10 protein-coding genes are annotated in these 20942 nt (G+C 38.2%); all 10 read right to left on the reverse strand.

Annotated features, from left to right (window positions below; all coding sequences use genetic code 11):
- The 10 genes from EDF66_RS22030 to EDF66_RS22075 all read right to left on the reverse strand — a co-directional run bounded on the left by EDF66_RS22030 (window position 1) and on the right by EDF66_RS22075 (window position 20939).
- A complete protein-coding gene (locus tag EDF66_RS22030; protein WP_207898727.1) occupies window positions 1–1674 on the reverse strand; it encodes a glycoside hydrolase 43 family protein in 1674 nt (557 codons plus the stop codon).
- A gap of 54 nt (window positions 1675–1728) precedes the next feature.
- The gene (locus EDF66_RS22035; RefSeq protein WP_165902490.1) at window positions 1729–4143 is read right to left on the reverse strand and encodes a hypothetical protein; all 2415 of its coding nucleotides are present in this window, start codon (window positions 4141–4143) and stop codon (window positions 1729–1731) included.
- Window positions 4144–4430: 287 nt separating this feature from the next.
- Window positions 4431–7595 carry a GH92 family glycosyl hydrolase gene (locus EDF66_RS22040; RefSeq protein ID WP_207898731.1) on the reverse strand — a complete coding sequence of 1055 codons (3165 nt, stop codon included), beginning with the start codon at window positions 7593–7595 and terminating at the stop codon, window positions 4431–4433.
- A gap of 6 nt (window positions 7596–7601) precedes the next feature.
- The gene (locus tag EDF66_RS22045) at window positions 7602–9284 is read right to left on the reverse strand and encodes a sodium/sugar symporter (protein ID WP_132845100.1); all 1683 of its coding nucleotides are present in this window, start codon (window positions 9282–9284) and stop codon (window positions 7602–7604) included.
- A gap of 37 nt (window positions 9285–9321) precedes the next feature.
- Window positions 9322–10650: a xylose isomerase gene (gene xylA, locus EDF66_RS22050; RefSeq protein WP_132845102.1), complete on the reverse strand. Its 1329-nt coding sequence runs from the start codon at window positions 10648–10650 to the stop codon at window positions 9322–9324.
- An 11-nt stretch (window positions 10651–10661) separates the two neighbouring features.
- Entirely contained in the window at window positions 10662–12137 is a 1476-nt protein-coding gene (locus EDF66_RS22055; RefSeq protein WP_132845103.1) for a xylulokinase, read from the reverse strand.
- 663 nt (window positions 12138–12800) lie between these two features.
- Window positions 12801–14087: an alpha-L-fucosidase gene (locus EDF66_RS22060; RefSeq protein WP_132845105.1), complete on the reverse strand. Its 1287-nt coding sequence runs from the start codon at window positions 14085–14087 to the stop codon at window positions 12801–12803.
- Between the two features lie 355 nt (window positions 14088–14442).
- Window positions 14443–16362, reverse strand: coding sequence for a right-handed parallel beta-helix repeat-containing protein (locus EDF66_RS22065; RefSeq protein WP_132845107.1), 1920 nt, complete (start codon window positions 16360–16362; stop codon window positions 14443–14445).
- Window positions 16363–16388: 26 nt separating this feature from the next.
- Window positions 16389–18680 carry a hypothetical protein gene (locus EDF66_RS22070; protein ID WP_132845109.1) on the reverse strand — a complete coding sequence of 764 codons (2292 nt, stop codon included), beginning with the start codon at window positions 18678–18680 and terminating at the stop codon, window positions 16389–16391.
- Between the two features lie 24 nt (window positions 18681–18704).
- Window positions 18705–20939, reverse strand: coding sequence for a hypothetical protein (locus tag EDF66_RS22075; RefSeq protein ID WP_132845111.1), 2235 nt, complete (start codon window positions 20937–20939; stop codon window positions 18705–18707).
- Window positions 20940–20942: the final 3 nt, after the last annotated feature.

The following is a 20942-nucleotide window of genomic DNA, read 5'->3' on the forward strand; positions in this document are numbered from 1 at the left end:
TTATTTATTTGTAAATCTAAACCAATTGAAATCGGCATACCCATCAACGCCAGTCTTAGTTTTACTATAATTAAACAAAGCAAAACGATTGGCTGTCCAATATAATTCTAATTGCATCTTGAGATCATTTCCGATAACATAAAAGTTTTCTCCATCTATACTGTAGTAAAACTTAGCAATAAAATCTCGATCAGTAACACGTGCTCTGATCCAAATTTTATCACCCTTAAAATTATCGATCTGCTCGATAATCTTATCATTGTTATTCATAATAATACGTCTTTGACCATCCGTCTGTTCTACTGCTACAAAAGCATAAGGAAACTGAAACACTCCGAATCCAGCGACATTACCATCTTTCAGGCTCATTAAATCAATCTCAACTGTTCCTTCTGAATTGGGGCCTTGAACGCGTTGTGTCAGTGTATTACGTGCAACTTTTAATGAATCGGCATAAGATGCTTTTAAGCGCATATATCCTTTGCGCTCTGTTAAGGACCATTTTTCATTGTCAGGATTATGATTCCATTGCCATTGCAAACCTAATTTTTGCTTTGTAAACTCATCTGTTGTTGCAGGACTTTTAATAGGATACACTTTACCAACATTAGGTTTTTTATAAGTAATCACGTCTTTATTTCCGCTTCCTAACATCGGCCAACCGTCTTTCCACTCAACAGGCAAAAGAACAGGTACTCGACCAATCGCCCCACGATCTTGCATAATAATAAACCACCAATCTCCATTTTTTAACTGCACCATTCCACCTTGGTGTAAACCATTTGGTGGATAAGAACTGCTATCATTGATAATTAATTTATGCTCATAAGGTCCGTAAATATTGTCCGACCGTAGACAAATCTGCCATCCTTCCGTACCTCCAGCTGGACAAGTAATATAATATTTTCCATTAATCTTATACATATGAGCACCTTCCATACCAAATCCACCTCCAAATTCATTAGCGTTTTTAAAACGCTTGTCCCAAATTTTAACGTCTTTACCTTTTACAGATTTAGCATCGGCATTTAATTCCGTTAGGTACAAAGTTCCTTGACCATGAGCTACATAAACTTTACCATCATCATCAAAAAATAATCCTGGATCGTATAAGAATTCTGGAAAAATAGTTCTTTCCCATGGTCCTTCTGGTTTATCAGCAATACAGATAGAAAAATTTCCTTTATCCCATCCCCAGTTCTTAGGTGTACAAAATCCAACATAAAACTTTCCATTATGATGCTTGATGGTATTGGCCCACGATCCATTGAGATACAAAGTACCACCTTTCATATCAAAACGTGGATCTTCATCATAACGCTCTACAGGATACCCAACGATCTCCCAATTCACCAAATCTTTAGATTTTGCTATTGGGCTTCCAGGAACATAATGCATGCTTGTCGAGATCAAGTAAAAGTCATCTCCGACACGGATGATGTCTGGGTCAGGCCAATCACCCCACATCAATGGATTGGTAAATGTTCCATTTCCGTTATCGGGAGACCATACCTGCTGCGCATTAGCAGTTGAAAAACATGACAAAAACAGTAGGAAGCAAATCATACTCCTAATGCTGTACTTCAAAAATTTAATCATAATATCTTTTTGGCATCTGCCCATAACTTTACCTGCTGTTGATAAATACGTAATATCAAATATTATTGCAGTCATTAATTTTTATCATTCATTGAGCGCATCCTATATGATGATGCGCTCAAGATTACCTTATTTTCTTTTCGTTATCTTTTCCGCTTCTCCTCTTACACTGTAACGTACTAGTACTTCTGTGGGAGTATCATCTTGTACATCACAGGCAAATGCAATACTTGAATTACCTTGAGGCAAAATGGCTTTCCCCTGAACAGGAAGCTTCTTTATCGTATTAAAATTTTTATCCGTCAACAAAGCATTTCCATCATTATCCAATAATAAGTATTGATCGGTTTCGATCGCTCCTTCTATTTTAATCACACCTTTCGAAGTTGTAAATGAAGGATTTGAAATTGTCCCTCCACCTTCTACTTTTAGACGTAATGCATATGTTCCTTCATTTGGAGCATACCAGGACCAATCAGCTCCGCCAGGTTGTCCGGGTTGCATCTCCGATAAATCACAGCGATAGCGATCTGAAATATAAAGTGGATAGAGCAAAAACTGATCTTCAGTTACTTTTTTAAGATGCCATTCCGTTTCTGGATCCCGCAAACGCTTCATCTGCTCTTCTGTAAAAGCTTTCGCTTTTCGCAACACATCCCAATTTTTCATTGCTTCTAATAACTGATCAATCTGACCATGTTTTCGGAGTGTCTGCATATTAATACTCATTGCATATCCAGAATCAAAACCAGCTGACTCTGATAAAGCCCATTCCAGATCTTCTAAAGTTGTTGTTTCAAACTTACGATCTGCCAAACGAACCAAAAACCAACCTAGCATACGTGGAAATAGATTGCGTCTAAAATATTCCTGATTCTTGATTCTATTTTCGACCTGTCCCTTACGCATTTCTTCACCCCACGGCTCTCCCCAATTCATACGGGTATGCGTATGCCATAAAAAATGATCCAATCGACTTGCATCATTAATCAAGTCGGTCTTATCTTTCAAGTTTTTATAATATTCTGTGATAAAACGTGCTGTAGCATAGTAGTCATGACCCGTATACATACTGCCCTCAAGGCCATCAAATGAAATCTGCTTGAGGCCTGTTGTATTGAATATGGTCGCTAGTCGTTGTGCAAATTCATCCTGTAGCACCAAATCAGGGAATAATGTCTTGTAAGGATAATCCCATAATTTATATAACGGTTGTACCTGATCATGTGCAGTAGCCTTTGTTCCGAAAGCCCCTCTTTTACAATCTGTCAACCGCATCCGATTGTTCATTTTCTCAACTTTACCAAATGTAATCAGCTCATCATCTATCTGCATAGCATTAAGGGAAAGTGGCATTTCAAATAAACCGGACACTTGAATTTCTATTTCTTGCTGATCTGCATTCAAATTGTGCAATAACTTCAACTCACCTTGTTTAAGCAAGTGCTTACTTGGAATCGGAGTGACATAAGCATCATTAGTGGTTAAAAAATTAGTTAACGTATGCACCCCAACACGAATACCTTTAGCCTTCGCTTTGTCTACCAGAACCTTTACACCCTGATCTCCATCCTTAACAAAAGACGATTTCCATTTAAAATGGCCCCATGTCTCAAAAGGATCCGTATGGTACACATTTCTAAAACCGGCCATCTGTACCTTATCCAAAACAAAGTCGAAATCCTCTTCTGAAAAATTTGAAATCAGGTAAGAATCCATCGCTGATCGGGATATTTTATCCCATTCACCATCAAGCATGGGATGTGGTAATCCTTGTTCCAATTCTACATGCCCTATGCGATTTAAAATTGCATCCCTATGATCTCCAAAGAGAGCGATCTTTGCACCGATTATCGATCCATCAGGACCAGAAACTGGAAGTGTCAGCGATTTTTCCAACTGCTGCACTTTCCGGTATTCAATTTTTTGTCTACTACGGGCTGACAATTGAAAAACCGTTCCATCTTTTGCATCAACCGCGACCAGATTATAGAAAGGAACGCTGGCTACTGAAAGTTCCGTATTAGCACCTGTGTATGTAAATTTAGAACTATATAAACTTGCTGATTCCTGTGGTATTCCACCATTGGTTTTCGCATTTAATGATTGCATTCCAAATGCGACATCAACATCCTGTGCAATACCTACAATTTCTCCAACAACCTCATGTGAATTGATCTTTACCGGGCCAAAAACAACCATATTGTATACATCACTGATCTTAATGATTTCGTAAGTGATGGCTTGCGCCAGCTGTTTTACCTTAAGTTCAATTTGTTGACCATCTTCCATCGAAAGCAAATACTGATCTCCTTTAATCTTTAATTCTTTAGGTAGAATAATCTGTTGTGCCTTGACTGCTGACAAAATCGGATAACTACCTTTGCCTAACAATTCATTTCCTGCAACTTTAATAGAACTGTAATATCCCTTGCCATCAAGTGTAATTTGAGTTTGTTTCGTTTTCAGTTCTACACCCTGACTCAGATTGGTCAACATGAAGATGAAACATAGTGTCCATAATATTTTCAACTTGTTCCTCATAGTTTAGTATTTCATTATATTTTTGTGTTTATAGCTCGTACAACCTGGTTCACTCATCTCTACTTTTAGTTTCTACTCATCAACTTGATTTTGATCGATTTATTTAAAGATTGATTTAATTCTACTTAAAAACATGATGTGCAATAACTAAGTCGATTCAAAACGAATTCTCCCTAGTAAAAAAATAGAAAATTGCAATTACTGATCCGTACTGATTAAAGCAAAAAAGCCATCGGAAGTAGACATCCCGATGACTTTTTTGCTTTAATTCGGAATAGTACTCTCCGCTATTTAACCGGAGTACTTCCCATTTCTATAATTAATTTACCTCCATTTAAAACAGCACTTTGAGGAATTAAAAATACTTCGACTTTCTTTCCATTAAGCTGTGCACTTTGAATATATTTATTTTCTTTTGAGGCATTCTTTGCTTCAATGATAAATTTTTGACCACGACCGTAGCGTCCGTCCAAATTTAACACCACTTTAGGGTAACGTGGCGAAGCCAGTTCATACATTGGTGTCGTTGATGCACCACCATCTAATTGAAACAAACCCAAGGCACTCATTACAAACCAACTGCTCATCTGTCCAAGATCTTCATCACCCGGATATGCATTGTAAGGTGTGGTTCCATAATACTGTTCTTGTATGGCCCGCGACCACTTTTGGGTCAGCCAAGGAGCACCAGCCCAATTAAATAAATATGCCACTTCCATTGATGTCTGATTACCATGGTTCAACGGATAAGCACTAAAATTATCACCGGCGGCATTAAAATTTGCTTTTGCGGATTTCTCCATTGCCTCATCCAGTCTGTTTACAAAACGTGATTGTCCAACACCTTCTACTAACCCTTTGGGATCATGGGGCACAAACCAGCTGTAATTAAAAGAATTTCCTTCTACAAATCCAGGCGTATGATAAGGATCAAATGGTTCTATCCAATTTCCTTTTTCATCCTTCGGTCGCATAAAACCGGTTTTAGGATCAAAAATATGTTTCCAGTTTTCAGATCTTTTCAGGAAATAATTATAATCATCTTTTTTCCCTAGCTCTTTAGCCATTTGGGCTAGACACCAATCGTCATAGGCATATTCTAACGTATTGGATACATAACCTTTTCCAGCAGGAACATAGCCATACTTTTTGTAAACGTCTAGATGCTCCACCCCAACTGTACCACCGCCTGGATAACGTTGAGGAGAAACCGTCAACATTTTTTTTAACCCATCATATGCTGTGCTGAGGTGAAAGTCTCGAATACCACTTTGCCATGCCCCTTGAATCTGAGAGGCTACATGCATCGCGACCATGACACCAGTATGTTCAACACCCGCGGGATCGGTATTAAACCAACCCGTATTCTGATAAAGTTGTATAGCTGAACGTGCCCAAGTAGAAGAAATCTCCGGTGCAATGAGATTAAACAGTTGCTGATTATTCCAGAAAGTATTCCAATATTCACCCGCTACAATAGCATCCTTCTTATCCTTTAATTGTCTGATCTCCTCATCTTCATCACGATAACGACCATCCACATCACTCCAGATTGCTTTAGCCGATAAAGCTCTATAATAATTTGTGTAGAACTTCTTTTTTTGAAGGTAATCATCTGTTTCAACCTCTATACGTCCTAGATAATCTTCCCAGATTGTTCTCGAATTAGCAACAACCTGATTAAAATCCCATCCAAATGGAGTTGAAAGTTCAGTTTTAAGGTTATTTCTTGCCCCAGCAATATCCACAAGTGAAACTCCGGATCGTACGAGTATTTCTTCTCCCTCGGTGGTCTTATAATTCACAAAAACACCAAGATCTCCTTTTCCATGAATTTCATTGATATCCATGCGGATGTCATTTGTACTTTTAAACTCATGATTCCGGTTCCATTCCGGTATATAACCTTTCACTGCCTCAACACCTTCATTAACCCATCCTCCCATAGCATCAAAAGGTTTACTAAATTGCAAAACAAAATGGACGGTATACTCCTGTTGAAGAGAATAACCTGTAAAGGCGTTATAATAGGTTGCATAGCCTTCAATTTCACGATCATTTACCTTGGTTATTTTAGCATCCGTCAAATTATGCGGATACTCACTTGGTGTAAACATATCGATCATGATGCGTGCATCATTGCGCTTAGGAAAAGTATACTTCTGCAATGCTGCTCTACGTGTGGCAGTCAATTCAGCCTTTATCTTCGTATCGGTCATAAACACCGAATAATGTCCCACTTTTGCTTCCTCCGTTTTTTTATCGATACGAGACCGGTACCCCTCATCAGGAAAAGCTTCCCTTCCAGGAGTAACTTGGAGTTCGCCACAAGTAGGTTGCATTAAGAGTCCAGTCATGGTCCAATCACAAAAGTGGCTAAAACCCATGATATTCTCAATCGTATATTCATAGCCGGCTTTCCAAGTTTCATCCTGATTATCGGGTGCAATCTGTACCATGCTTAATGGAAGTGCAGGTGATGGCTTAAACATCCACCTAGAATTACCCGTTCCCATTAACAAATCAACATAATCTGTCCGTTTATGCAGCTCTTGAAACGAACGTTTTATGGAACCACTATAAACAATCTTTTGACCATCTTTTATGATTAATATGGAATTTTTAACTCCATTCTTGTTTAGTAATGCAGGTAAATATATTTCTTGAATAGAAGCGCCAACTTCAATGATACGTGTTTCCACTAATTTACCATCCACTTCAAAACTCAACGTTCTAGCTACATCAAATTGAGACATATCTACAAGAACGGGCTGTACGCGCAATCCTCGATTACGCAGATATTCAAATGGGGCTGCTTCAACAGATCGAATTAATGTAGAAGACGCTTCCTTTAATGTAACTGCTACAGGAGTTTTCAATTGCATCGCATCAAAAATAGACCAGCTACCAGCTATTGTCCCTAATTGAATCTTATTCATACCCTTGTTCAACCAAGAAACTGGAAATCGCATCTTGATATGAGCTGGGTTTGCTTCTTGCGCTTTCCCTTCCAAAAGCGTATTACTATCCACTCCTTGAATATCTTCTTCAAAACGATGTCCATTCAGTTCGATACGAATCTTGTTGGTTCCCTTCTTCGCTCCCACAAAATCAATTGTAAACTCACATTCACCTTTAGTCGTCAACTGCGCTACCTCAAAATAAAGCGACGGAAAATGACGCGGATGAAATCCCGCCCAATAACCACCACCTGCCCAATGGTCCAGTGGTCCTGGTAACACATAAGGCCATTGTTTATTTGAAAAAGAATAGCCCACATAATATGTGGGCTCTCCTGAAAAACTAGCTAGAAAACTATCATATTGGTTTGGAGACAATGAAAACTCAGAAGACTTACTATCCTTTTCTCCCACTTCAAACAACACTTTGTCTTGCGAATACGTTGATCTGACTAAGCAGATCAACGATAACATTGTAAAAAATAATTTCATTTTAAATTACCAGTAAATCATATATAGCGCAGTCGTTAACAGAATGATCAACAATGCACCAATTATAAATCCGGTATGCGGTTTAAACATTGTTCTGTCTATTTCCAATCCTTTTGATACAACGCCATTTCGCTGATCGATTAAACTAATGATCAACATACCAATAATACAGATGACAAAAACAAAACCCATACGGTCTAAAAATGGAATTTCGTACAGTCCTGACGCTTTATTTAAAACAGAAAAACCAGTCGAACTTAAAAACGACAGATCTGCAATATGCGGTAAAAATTTAAACAGAACAGATAAAATAAACCCGCCTATTGTTGCAAATAAAGCTGCATTTGAAGTTGTTTTCTTCCAGAAAAATCCTAAAATGAACATCGCAAAAATACCTGGTGAAACAAATCCGGTATATTCTTGAATATATTGAAAACCACCTTTACTATCTATCCCTAAATGAGGCGCTATGATCACCGCAAGTACCATCGAAAATATAATGGTTATTTTACCGACATTGACCAATTGCTTTTCGCTTGCTTTTTTATTGAATACCTTCTGGTAAATGTCCAATGAAAAGATAGTTGCAATACTATTCGATTTACCAGCTAATGAAGCAACTACTGCTGCAGTCAAAGCGGCAAATGATAGACCTTTTAAGCCCGAAGGAAGTAAGTTTAATAAAACTGGATATGCCCGATCTGGATTAACCTCACCATTCTGAAGCATTTCAGGTTGGAATAAGCCATCCTTCCATAGCACATAAGCTGCAATTCCTGGAAGTACAACAATGATGGGCATCAAAAGCTTCAGGAAAGCTGCAAATAAAATTCCGTTTCTAGCCGTTTTAAGATCTGCACCTAAAGCTCGTTGCGTGATATATTGATTACAGCCCCAATAATTCAGGTTTACAATCCACATCCCCCCAATAAGAACAGTAAGCCCTGGTAAATCCAAATAATTCTCGTTATCCTGATGTAGGATCATATGAAAATGATCCGTGGCTTTAGTAGCCATAATCTGATATCCTTCTAGCACCCCTTCTCCACCGTAATTTTCTGCCACTAATTTCAGCGCCAAATACGTGGTTGCCAGACCTCCTAGAATCAAGAAGAAAACCTGAATAACATCTGTAAACCCAATAACCCGCATTCCTCCCAATGTAATAATAACAGCAAAGCAAGCGATGGCATACATACACACTTCTAAATCGAAACCCGAAATGCTACTAACGGCGAGTGCTCCCAAATACAAAATTGAGGTTAGATTGACTACTACGTACAACATCAACCAAAACACAGCCATAATCATGGCAACCGTGCCGTTGTAGCGTTGATGCAGAAATTGAGGCATCGTAAATATCTTATTTTTAAGATATACCGGAATAAAAAAAACTGCAACAATAATCAATGTCACAGCTGCCATCCATTCATAAGTAGCAATAGCAAGACCCATCTTAAAGCCCGAGCCGCTCATACCGATAAACTGTTCGGCAGAGATGTTAGATGCAATCAAAGAAGCGCCGATGGCCCACCAAGTTAGTGAGCCTTCTGCTAAAAAATAATCTTTAGAATCGGTACCATTAAGTTTGGTCTTCTTTTGCCGATAGACCCAAATACCGTACCCCGATACGATGATAAAGTAGATGAAAAAAACCAAATAATCTTTGGTCGCCAAGATATTATTCATATAATTAGAAGTAGGTTTATAATAAATGAATAATGTGCTATATATAACGGTTGATCAAATTCTCCATAAACTCCTGTTGACCACTGATCAACTTAGGTTCTCCCTCATTGATAGCATGAGCACGAAGATCTTCAAGAGACAGTTTACCTTGCTCAAAATCTGCTCCAGCACCTGTATCAAAACTACTATAACGCTCTTTTCTCAATTCTCTATAAGGGGAATTTTGAAGTAAATTATCTGCAGTAACCAATGCGCGTGCAAAATTGTCCATACCGCCGATATGTGCATAAAATAAATCCAAAGGATCTGTAGAATTACGTCTCACTTTAGCATCAAAATTGACACCTCCACCTTGTAATCCTCCTGCTTCAAGAATAATCATCAGTGATTCTGTCAATTCGGTTAAGTCGGTTGGAAATTGATCCGTATCCCATCCATTTTGATAATCACCACGGTTTGCATCAATTGACCCCAATAAACCAGCATCAGCAGCAACCTGTAGTTCATGTTGGAATGTATGGCCCGCTAATGTGGCATGATTTACTTCAAGATTAAGTTTAAAGTCATCCATTAGATCAAATTCACGAAGAAATCCAATCACTGTTGCGGCATCGTAGTCATATTGGTGTTTTGTTGGTTCACATGGCTTTGGCTCAATGAAAAACGTACCTTTAAATCCATTTTTACGTGCATAATCTTTTGACATATGTAGAAATTTCGCTAAATGCTCTTTCTCTCTTTTCATATTTGTATTAAGCAAGGACATATACCCTTCACGGCCACCCCAGAATACATAATTCTCACCGCCTAATGCAATCGTTGCATCAATTGCCGCTTTAACCTGAGCACCTGCATGGGACAAAACATGAAAATCAGGATTGGTAGATGCTCCATTCATGTAGCGATGGTGACTGAATAAATTTGCTGTTCCCCATAGCAATTTCACACCACTCTGTTGCTGTTTCTCTTTTGCATAAGCAACAATCTCATCAAGATGGCGTTCATTTTCATGAATATCATCGGTATAATCCACTAAATCAACATCATGAAAACAGTAATATGGCAACTGCATTTTCGTCATAAATTCAAAAGCAGCATCCATTTTATCTTTTGCACGCTCCATGATTGTTGCTTTCTTATCCCATGGAAAAAAATGCGTTTGACCACCAAATGGATCTGCCCCATTACCATTAAAAGAATGCCAATAGGCACAGGCAAATTTAAAATGCTCTGCCATGGTTCTTCCTGCGACAACTCGTGTTGGATCATACCAACGGAAAGCCAAAGGATTGTCAGAATTTACACCTTCAAATTGAACTTGTTCTACATGCTTAAAGAACACATGATTTCCTGTCAAAATTTTCATCTTATCTTAATTTATAGTTTGTCTTCTAATAATTGTTTCCATTTACCGTATACTTCCTCATATTGCGAAGTATGTTCTGGTTCGATTGTTTTGTATTTTCGAAGCCCCTTAAAAGCTTCTTGTCGATCCGCAAATATGCCTATACCTAAACCGGCCCCTAAAGCAGCTCCAACACTACCATCATTATCATATAGCTCTACGGGTGTGTTTGTTACCCCTGCGAATGCTTCTTGAAAAACAGGACTCAAAAACATATTGGCATGACCGGCTTTAATTACCTGCGGTGTGGTTCCGTTTTCCCTTAAGAGATCCAATCCATAGCGAAAGGAAAATGCTATTCCCTCTTGTGATGCCCTCCAAAGATGAACTGTGCCATGTCTGAGGAAATCTAAGTTTTGGATATGTGCCCCGATCGTTTTGTTATTCAACATCCGCTCGGCACCATTTCCAAAAGGCAGAATATTTACCCCTTCAGATCCAATTGGTATACGTGAAGCTTTCGCATTCATACTTTCATAATCATTTCCGTTACCTGTTACCTGACTGATCCAGCTATTTTGTATTCCCGTTCCATTGATACACAAAAGCACTCCCAAACGTTCCATACCAGGTGCATAATTAACATGTGCAAAAGTATTTACTCGAGATTGGGGATCATGTACCCTTTGATCCGTAACGGCATAGATAACACCAGAGGTACCTGCAGTTGCAGCAACTTCTCCCGGCTCAAAAACATTCAAGGATAATGCATTGTTGGGTTGATCACCGGACTTATAACAAACAACCGCTTGCGATGATAATCCCAACTCAGTTGCTACATCCGAACGAAGCGATCCATAATCTGAAAATACGGGCTGTAATTTGGCCACCAATTCCCGATCAATACCATAAAAAGTTAGTAACGTATCTGAAATTTGCTGTTGTTCAAAATCCCATAGAATTCCTTCTGATATCGAACTTACATTTGTATTGATTTCACCAGTTAGACGCATGCTGATATAATCTCCAGGTAGCATAAACTTGTCTATTTTTTCATAGACCTGCGGTTCATGTTGCTTTACCCATGCTAATTTTGAAGCTGTAAAATTACCTGGTGAATTGAGATGACTATTCAAAAATCCCTTTCCTTCTAATGCAGAAAATGCATTTTGACCAATATTTACAGCACGACTGTCGCACCAGATAATAGCGTTACGTAAGGCACGTTGCTCCTTGTCAACCACTACTAACCCATGCATCTGATAAGCAATACCAATAGCCATAATATCCAACGGGTCATATAATCCAGACGCATTTGCTTTTTTAATTGCCAAACACGTATTTTCCCACCACAGATTAGGATCCTGCTCTGCCCAACCACCCTGTAGGGATATAATTTCTGCTTCTGTTTCAGGAAATTGGCAGGAAATAATTTTATTATTTGTAGCTGCATCAATAACAGAAACTTTGATCGAAGATGTACCTAGATCTATTCCTAATAATAACATGTCAATCTTATTTATTTAATTACAAACCAATGCGAATCTTTCGTGGAATATTGACATCAAATCCCACCGAATAATATAACCTTATTTTTGTATTTTGAACACTTACCTGCAAGCCTTTACATATAGGTTGCCTGTATCGAATTATTTGGTATTGACTTACCTTAATTCAATTTTATAAATAAAGCTAATGAAAGAAATATGATTTTCTTTTCCCCACCATTCTTTACTATCCACAGTCATACTACATTTCTTCCAACGTTGTCATAATTTAAAGTTTAAGAAACGAACAAACCGGTCAAAATTTACTGATCACTACTCGAATAGTATTGGTTATATTATTAATCGCTTTTATTCACCTTCCTGTCAAAATATAAATCTCAACAAATCGGACGTCCTTTATTAGCAGTATTTTAACTTATTGTAATGCTATTTTAGCCTCTTTTAATCACGGTACGTCTATATGCTATTGTTTCAAGTCTAAAAAAAATCATAGAATCAGCTATCGGATTTAAAAAGTGTACAACATGCATTCATCCTCAGAGATGTTAATGAAACGCGATTTGGTCCCAAACCATTATGGACATATGAGAGCGCCCGTTACGTTTTGCTATTTTTAGAAACCGTAATGGGCATTTATATATACTCTGCTTCAATTACAGATTGCTAAAAATCGAGTTCTAATACATAATCTACATCATCGGGCACTGTATCAAGCAATACTAATACGCCTTCTTTTCGTTGCACGAATTCTACTGTTTTTTTATTGATAAATACTTTGGCTGATTTTACCTTTTTATCGGTCAAAGGAATAAAAAGAGCTTTATCTTGCAGATCCAATATATGTACATATAATTTATTGCCTTTTTGTGTTGTCACTCCCCATTTGTGCTGTCCAATACTTCCACCTCGGGTGCCATATATAGTTTCACCATACAGTTTTAACCACTGTCCCATAGCTCCAAAGCGCAACACTGCCACATCAGGCAAAGTTCCATCAGGTCGAGGTCCTACATTCATCAAAAGGTTTGCATTATTACCTGCAGCTTTTATTAAATATTGGATCAAAGTTTTATCCGATTTATAATTATTATCGGTGATTTTATACCCCCATGATGTATTCATCGTCTCACAGGTCTCTAGGGGTAGTTGCGAGATTTCTACTCCATGCGAATAGCCAGCCGCGTTTTGCCCAGGAAGATCGCGTTCAAAAGCTTGCGCATCTTCTCCCTCTAATGCCGCCCAATGGTGATTATTAATCACGAGACATCCCGGTTGTATCGAATGGATCAACGCATAAATTTCATCAAATTTCCAATCAAAAGTCTTGCCTTTATCCCAAGCTCCATCAAACCAAATCGCTCCGACATCACCATAATTTGTCAGCAGCTCCTTCAATTGATTCAGCATGAATTGATGATAAGTTTTATAATCGGAACCATATGACTTTGAAGCCAGTTTACCATCTACATTATAGTCCGTTCTTCCCCAGTCCAGTAGTGAATAATAAAAATGCAATTTCATTCCATGCTTGTGACAGGCATCCGCCAATTCTTTTAAGACATCTCGTTTGAAAGGTGACCCTTTTACAATATTGTAATCCGAGTATTTGGTATCAAACATAGAAAAACCATCATGATGACGAGAGGTGATACAAATGTATTTGGCACCACCAGCTTTTAAATCAGCAACCCATTGCTCTGCATCAAACTTAGACGGATCAAAACCTCGAGCCAATTTACTGTATTCATCAAAGGGAATATTCTTTTGCAGCATTGCCCACTCCCCATCAGCCAGCATGCTATAAATCCCCCAATGAATAAATACACCGAATTTATTATCTTGAAAAATTTTACGGTTTTCTAAATTTTCTTTAGTTGGCACATAACCTTTTTGAGCCATAGTAGGTAAAGTGGCTACTGCCAATAGTAATCCTAAAAGATACCTCTTCATAATAATTGTTAAATAAATAATTTTTACGGTTGATTTATAATGATTTAAAAATACATTTCTTTTTTATTAAAAAAGCGAACTACTTGTCTACTTAAAAAAAGTTACAGTATAGATTCTTTAGATAAAATCTTCCTTATCAAAACGTATTCAATAGGAGCTGTTTTATAACATCAGTATTCATGACAAAATTCTTACATCAACCTAAATTCGTTCGAAATAAAAAATATAGGTGTTACTATGACGAACGCAATAACCGATTCCTAGAAATTTATTGTTCTATTTTAGATAATCATTGAGTAAAAAATAGAATTAAATCCCGCCAACTTTTGTAAGCATCCAATTTATCAAACACATACTACCAAACTTTAATTAGAGATTTTCCATTTTTTTTGATTTCAAAAGGTCCCGGAGCAGGGTTGGCTCTATTTCGTTTCATTCCCAAATAATCAAGATCCATTCGAATATGCGTACCATCCGGATTTTCGAATGGTAGATTCGAAATCACCGTCTTATTTAGATTTTGCGAGGTAACCATATTACGCTTTTGATTTAACCATTTATCATTAAGAGTCAATTCAAGAAATATCTGATTCTCAACTTTGCTCAATTTTGCTCCAACAACAAAACTGGTATCCATTAAAGCATTCTTTTCCACCGCATTCCTGATCTTATAACCTTTCATCTTGTTTTTACCTTCTGTATTCATTTCACCGAGTTTTTCATTCTTTGAATCAGGAGTTACAAGAACAGAACCTTTTGTATATACATTTCCATTCAATAAAACAGGCAAAAATGCTTTACTATATTGACTTACATCTGCGCCTTGGACGAAGAGATTATTCAAAAATTGCACATCACCACCTGGATTATCCTCCAATGCTTCTAGATCCGTAACGTGTGGTTTTTGATAAGGTGTCAAACGACTATCGTAATTGATCACATCCATACCTCCGGCAAATAAATTATGAACAAACGCTGCTCCCTGAGCATTCATCAATAAACTTTTATTCGAAAGCATGATATTATTTGCGAGTAACATGGGGCCATGCGTAACCTCTAAAAACACATCGAGATCATTTTCATACATTAGGTTGCCCGCTACCTGAGCCCCTTGCGCCATCCAATCCAACCAAATCGCTTTATCAGTTCTATAGATTCGATTGCCAGAAATCTTCGTATCAACAGCACCATGAAATTTGATACCCGCCATCTCGGCTCCCGTAAATAAGCGTTTTATATGAATATCATGAATGACATTATTTTCTATTCTACTGAAAGAACACCCCATGCTTCCTACAATTCCTGCTTGTTCACAATGCGCAATGGTATTATTCCGAACCACATGTTCACCTATTGTACTCTTATTCCAACCAAAATTTAAAGCCCTCTTTATTGTCCCTACATAGCCCTCAGCAGATTCAGTCATATTATTATCGTATTCATCACCATACTTACCTAAAGTAATACCTACACATTTAGAATAGCGGATATCATTATTTTCAATAATCCAACCTTTACTCCAGTGCGTTCCAATTAATCCAATTTGCTCTGCAGTTGGTGGGGCCCAATTTGTCGCCGCATGTTCCATAATTAAGCCACTTACCGTAATATAATTCACAAATGGCTTATCCGGATAGAATAACGTTTGACGTACATTAACTTCAATTGTTTCCTGATTTGGATCAATATCTTTAAACTGCGCCCAAATGGTCGTCTTCAATGAATCAACCTCAGCCCACCACAAAGGATTTTTGTCATCTACCCCTTTCAAGACCTCTTGTTTTTCAGCAGCTTCCATCAACCAGTGTCCATTGAGATACACAGCACCTGTATGATATTTACGTTCTTTAGGCGTTGGCCAGAACCAATCGCCTTTAATTTGATCCCGAAAAGGGTTAAATTTCCCAAATATCCTATTTGACACCTTTACTTCCCACGTATCATTCCCGATTAGTTTCCATCCTTTTACAATTTCAGAGCCTTTAATAATAACTTTTTCTCCAGAAGCCGCTCTATAAACGATCCGCTCCTGATTGGAATTTCCTCCGCGAGGTGGAGTTATCTGCTCCCTATAAATCCCTTCATGTATCGTAATGATATCGCCAGGCATCGCCTTTTGAGCTGCGGCCATTATCGTCTTAAAAGGCTTTGTATTATTTCCATTGTTCGCATCATTACCCGATTGCGCAACGTGATACTCTTTTACTTGTATTCCTGTTTGTGCTGTGCCATTCAATCCGAATAGCAACAGTACGATCAAGTATTTATATTTCAATTTTTTTGTTTTAAAATTTAGATATCTTAATATCCCGTAGCCCTAGTCAACTTTGCTATTAATTGTCTCCCTGAAGTTTTGTTGTTGACACGATATAGATTCCAGTTATTTGTATCCAACTCTTCCAATCTAAAACTCTGGGTCGGATCGACAAGATGTTGTTTTACCCATCTTGGAAAAGCATTTGCAGCACGCGCATTTTCCCAAGTACGGATCACTTTAAAAATCTGATCTTTCTCTGGGCAACTTTCTACATTTTTCTGATTTAATTTGAGGCTATATGTGGCACCCGTACCAACAGCCATTGCCTGAATATGTTCATACTCTTCTACTTTTGATTTTTCTGTAATCGGAAAGTTTCCTCCCATTCCCACAGGAAAATAATTAGCATAAGAAACATCTCTTAGATCTTTACCCTGACTTGTGGCACTGCCCCATTCTCGTGTCTCAGCATCATACAGATTCTTACCCCCACCTACATTCCAGATACTTTGATAGTGCCAAGAGCCTTCCGAAAGGGTAGCACCAGTAAAACGGATATCAGCTATACCGTGCACCTTAGCTTTCTCAAACATTTTTCGGAAAAACCTTTTGGTAGAATAATACCCATGCCCGTTGTTAAATAAAAACTCTTGACCATCAAAATCATAATACCCCAATCCATTAATATTGGCTAAATCAGCATAATACTCGGCAATCTTATCCTGCAATTGCATATTCGGAATCAGTCCGTCATACCCATAGTTAATCGTTACCTGCAGTTTATAAAGTGTATCAAGCGCCTGATGTGAAGTCGCTTTTGTATCCCAATATCCTCTCTTAACATTCAACAATCGATATGGAGCCTTATCCGACACACCTAGATAATGAATAAGCTCTTTACCAATTTTAATAATGTTCAAGCTCTTTGAATGGCCTTCCCAACTTCCAATTTCCTGCAAATGCGTCGGATCGTTTACATATAGCAGCGTATCGACTGCATCAATATTCTTCGCTAATAAACGTTTCTGTTGGTACCATATGCTATCGCTAGGAATGGGGCTAGCATCTTTCGTTCCAGGGGCTAAAGAATTAGTAATAGGAGTTCTTCCGATCACGATATTATACTTCTTCGCCAAATCAGAAAATTCTTTATGAGATAGATTTCCACTCGCCAATTTCAAAGGTTTCTTTTCAAAATTTCGTCCATCTAAGTAGCCCAAATTTCCACGATCCGGCCTAACGAAGCCCTGATCATATAAACTAATTGCTTTAAAACCCAATTTATGCGTGTAGTCAATCATATGATCATATTGTCCTCCTTCAGTCAGCACATCTGGTACATAGGCCGCAGGATCTTTTATCCATTTACCGTTTACAGTTGGATAAGGCAAACCTTCGGCTTTGACAATATTCTGAACAACATCCATTAATGCTGTGCTATCCGGACTTCCCCAAAAAGCAATGGAAGATCCGATATAATCTACACCAGGTAAAGGTTGTACCTGTAGGTGATTAGGAGTATTGATCGCCATATTCGGGATCAATGAAAAATAAACCTCACGTGGACTTCTTCTATCTCTAGATTGATAAGTAATCGAAATCCGACCATTTTTATCCACCTCAGCAGCATTTCCATATAAAATTCGGTAGTAAGGTTCTTTATGTCCATAAAATGCAACATCATTAACACCATCCCCCCCAAGGGTAAAAACCTGTCCTTCATGCAAATGGGCAGGCAACGGAAACCGCTTATCATCTGGTGAATGAATGATGTATTGAAATGGAGCAGCATCACCTTGAATGTCAGCAGTACCGCCAATGGTATTATCATTAAGGGCAAGCATACCAATGGCGTAATTTACCGAGACACTGGTATCTCGGCTCACACCAATAATCTCTCCCATCAGGTTCGTGATATTTGTATGGTATGAACCCCATTGAATCGCTTCAATATCTTGTGAATTTGTCAAAGACAGCAACTTCATTTTAAAATATTTTGCATGCGGTTCAATACGAATCCTAGCAGAAGATCCATTCGAATAGACTACTGTAATAATTTTTTCACTTTTCGAATAGACCGCTTTTTCGGGATAAGAATAAACTCTTTTTTTTGCATTATAAAGAGTCATCAAAGGTGAAGGTTTGTCTGCAGGACTAAACTCTCTGAAAGGCCGTTTTGTTATGTTCTGCATACTGGTTATATACCCCTTTCCATCTATCGCAATCTTAAAATATGCAGTCTGTAAAACAGTTTGTGCCTGCAAAGTATTTCCGATTCCCACCAGAAGCAGAAACAAACTACAACATTTCAAAAAATTCTTATTTACGTACATCATCAATTATTTTATAAGTTGAATTTACTAAATTTTTACTGTCGCAGACTTGCCTGCTTTAATGGTTACCCTATTCTTCCAATCCAAAAAAGCATTTTCACCCAAAGGTGTCGAAGCCTGTTGCTTATCTTCTGTTAATAGCGTTACTGTTGCATCGAATGTCGTTGGATTAAAAATTGTCAATGTCATACCAACTTTCGTTTTCTTGATCTCCTTAACAACAATATGATCAAATGTATAAACCGTTCCTAGATCTTTACGTATATATATTCCAGGTATTTCCAAAGCCATTAAGGCTCCATTTGTCTCATTCCAACCTGTTTGACCTCCATCCCCACGTGAACCACGACTATCCGCGTCACAGTAAGTCAACCGTTCTGTAATCTTTCCATTGGGCTGTATTCCCTCTGCATGGGCATGAATAACATCTCGTATAAAATCTGCATATAGCGTATCTTGTGTTTTACGGTACAGTTTAAAAAGCACATCACCAGATTGGGTACAAAATCCCGGAGCACCATGCTTATTCTGTGTACTGGCCCAAATAGCTCCAGTTAAATTTGCTCCTAACTTTGCTAATGCCGTATTTTTTGGTAGACGATACGGAAATGAAACCGTCCATGATGCTGTGTAATCTGCCAATTGTTTTGTCTGATCCAGATATTTCTGTTCACCTGTCACTTCATACATCGTCATTAAAGATGTCGTCAGTGCAATAGCAGTTTCTGAATCAGCATTTTGAAGGATATCTCCACAAGCACCAGAAGTAAAACCGACCAAAGCAAAACCATCGTAATAGTCCTTGGCTGCCAAGTGAGCTACTTCCAAATATTCTGGAACATTAAAATACAACGAAGCAAGTGCTAGGCCACCTACTGCCATAGCACCGCCCGTTGTGTTATATGCAGCTACCTTTCCCGATTCAATAGCAAAATAATTACCCCATGTTCCCTCTTCTTTCCAGGTTTTTACAAAAGCATCAGCAAGCTGTCGTATATTCGTTTTCCATTCATCTGAAATCGCATTGGATCTCCCCTGTTTCTCCAGCAACATAAACTGTTTGATCATCCAGTACAAGATATCTGCATTTTTTCGGGTCAATCCGATTCCAGGAATCCACTTCGCTGCATCGCGGTTTATGACTTTTCCGTCGGCACCAAGGACATCATAGTAATATCCGCTTTTACCTTTACCTTGGGGAAGAGCAAAATCAAATGTATTCTTCACTTTTTCCAAATGTTCTTTATCACCTTGTGCTAACATGGGATAGGTATTCATCAAACCTCCGACCCATCCATAGGACATCCAATTTGCATTTTCTGGACAATAAAAAGCAACACCATCACCAACGTAATAACGCTCATCGATATTTTTCGCCATCTTGAGGAGTACCTCACTCATCGGCATCAGATTTCTTGGTTTTTCCGCTGTCACATGTGCCTTTCTTTCACGCATAAAACGATTATATAATGTCGCAACATCTTGGCTTTGAAAATTAATCTTTGTCACTCGAATCGTAATTTCCTCACCAGCGGTGACAGACACCCCTCGATCCGGACTTTCACTAAAACCAATAAATTCAGGTTTCTTTTCCCTTACTCCAGGTGCACTGATAATGAAGCTGGCCACACGACGATCTAAACTCTCTTCAATAATCAAAGCATGATCTTTCACTTCCTCTTTCCAACTTATACCCTGATCTGTAAATAAGAAAGTCCCCTTTCCTATATTTCTGTTCAAATAAGCGATCATGGGCGTTGCTGTGTTGCTCACATTAACTTCGATGCGGGATTTAGCCCCAAATTCAGGAGAAAGCTGTGGAATCGGATTAGACGTTAAAGCCAGATCTTTTCTAAAATAATCCGACTTATCCAATCCTGTTGCATATTCCCGATTAACAATGCGTTGTCTATTTCCGTTATAAACCACTGCTGGTATCATCACAAAATTGTCGCTGTTCCAATCGTATTCATCAAAAGCTACTGCAACACCAACATTGTCCATTGTTCTTTTAGCTTTAAAAGTAAACCGATAGATCGATTCCTCACCATCTTTTATGGTTTCTACTGTCTGCTTAACCTCCCAATTATCCGAATTTGATCCTATCACTTGGCTCTTTAGTAATTTCGCTTTATCATACTTGCAGTCCAGCAAACGTAATTTTACTTGATTATCTCTTTTCACAGGCAACCAATCTTGCCCAGAAACAGATATGGAGATTAAACATCCGCAGGCTATTGCTACTACTTCACTTATTTTCATTAG

This window comes from Sphingobacterium sp. JUb20 (assembly GCF_004342035.1).
GTDB classification, from domain to species: Bacteria; Bacteroidota; Bacteroidia; order Sphingobacteriales; family Sphingobacteriaceae; genus Sphingobacterium; species Sphingobacterium anhuiense.

What these genes read in the sequence shown, in the direction of transcription:
- EDF66_RS22045 (WP_132845100.1), bottom strand. Translation starts at nt 9,284, where the DNA reads ATGAATAATATCTTGGCGACCAAAGATTATTTGGTTTTTTTCATCTAC.
- EDF66_RS22035 (WP_165902490.1), bottom strand. Translation starts at nt 4,143, where the DNA reads ATGAGGAACAAGTTGAAAATATTATGGACACTATGTTTCATCTTCATG.
- EDF66_RS22030 (WP_207898727.1), bottom strand. Translation starts at nt 1,674, where the DNA reads ATGACTGCAATAATATTTGATATTACGTATTTATCAACAGCAGGTAAA.
- EDF66_RS22055 (WP_132845103.1), bottom strand. Translation starts at nt 12,137, where the DNA reads ATGTTATTATTAGGAATAGATCTAGGTACATCTTCGATCAAAGTTTCT.
- EDF66_RS22070 (WP_132845109.1), bottom strand. Translation starts at nt 18,680, where the DNA reads ATGATGTACGTAAATAAGAATTTTTTGAAATGTTGTAGTTTGTTTCTG.
- EDF66_RS22040 (WP_207898731.1), bottom strand. Translation starts at nt 7,595, where the DNA reads ATGAAATTATTTTTTACAATGTTATCGTTGATCTGCTTAGTCAGATCA.
- EDF66_RS22075 (WP_132845111.1), bottom strand. Translation starts at nt 20,939, where the DNA reads ATGAAAATAAGTGAAGTAGTAGCAATAGCCTGCGGATGTTTAATCTCC.
- EDF66_RS22060 (WP_132845105.1), bottom strand. Translation starts at nt 14,087, where the DNA reads ATGAAGAGGTATCTTTTAGGATTACTATTGGCAGTAGCCACTTTACCT.
- xylA (WP_132845102.1), bottom strand. Translation starts at nt 10,650, where the DNA reads ATGAAAATTTTGACAGGAAATCATGTGTTCTTTAAGCATGTAGAACAA.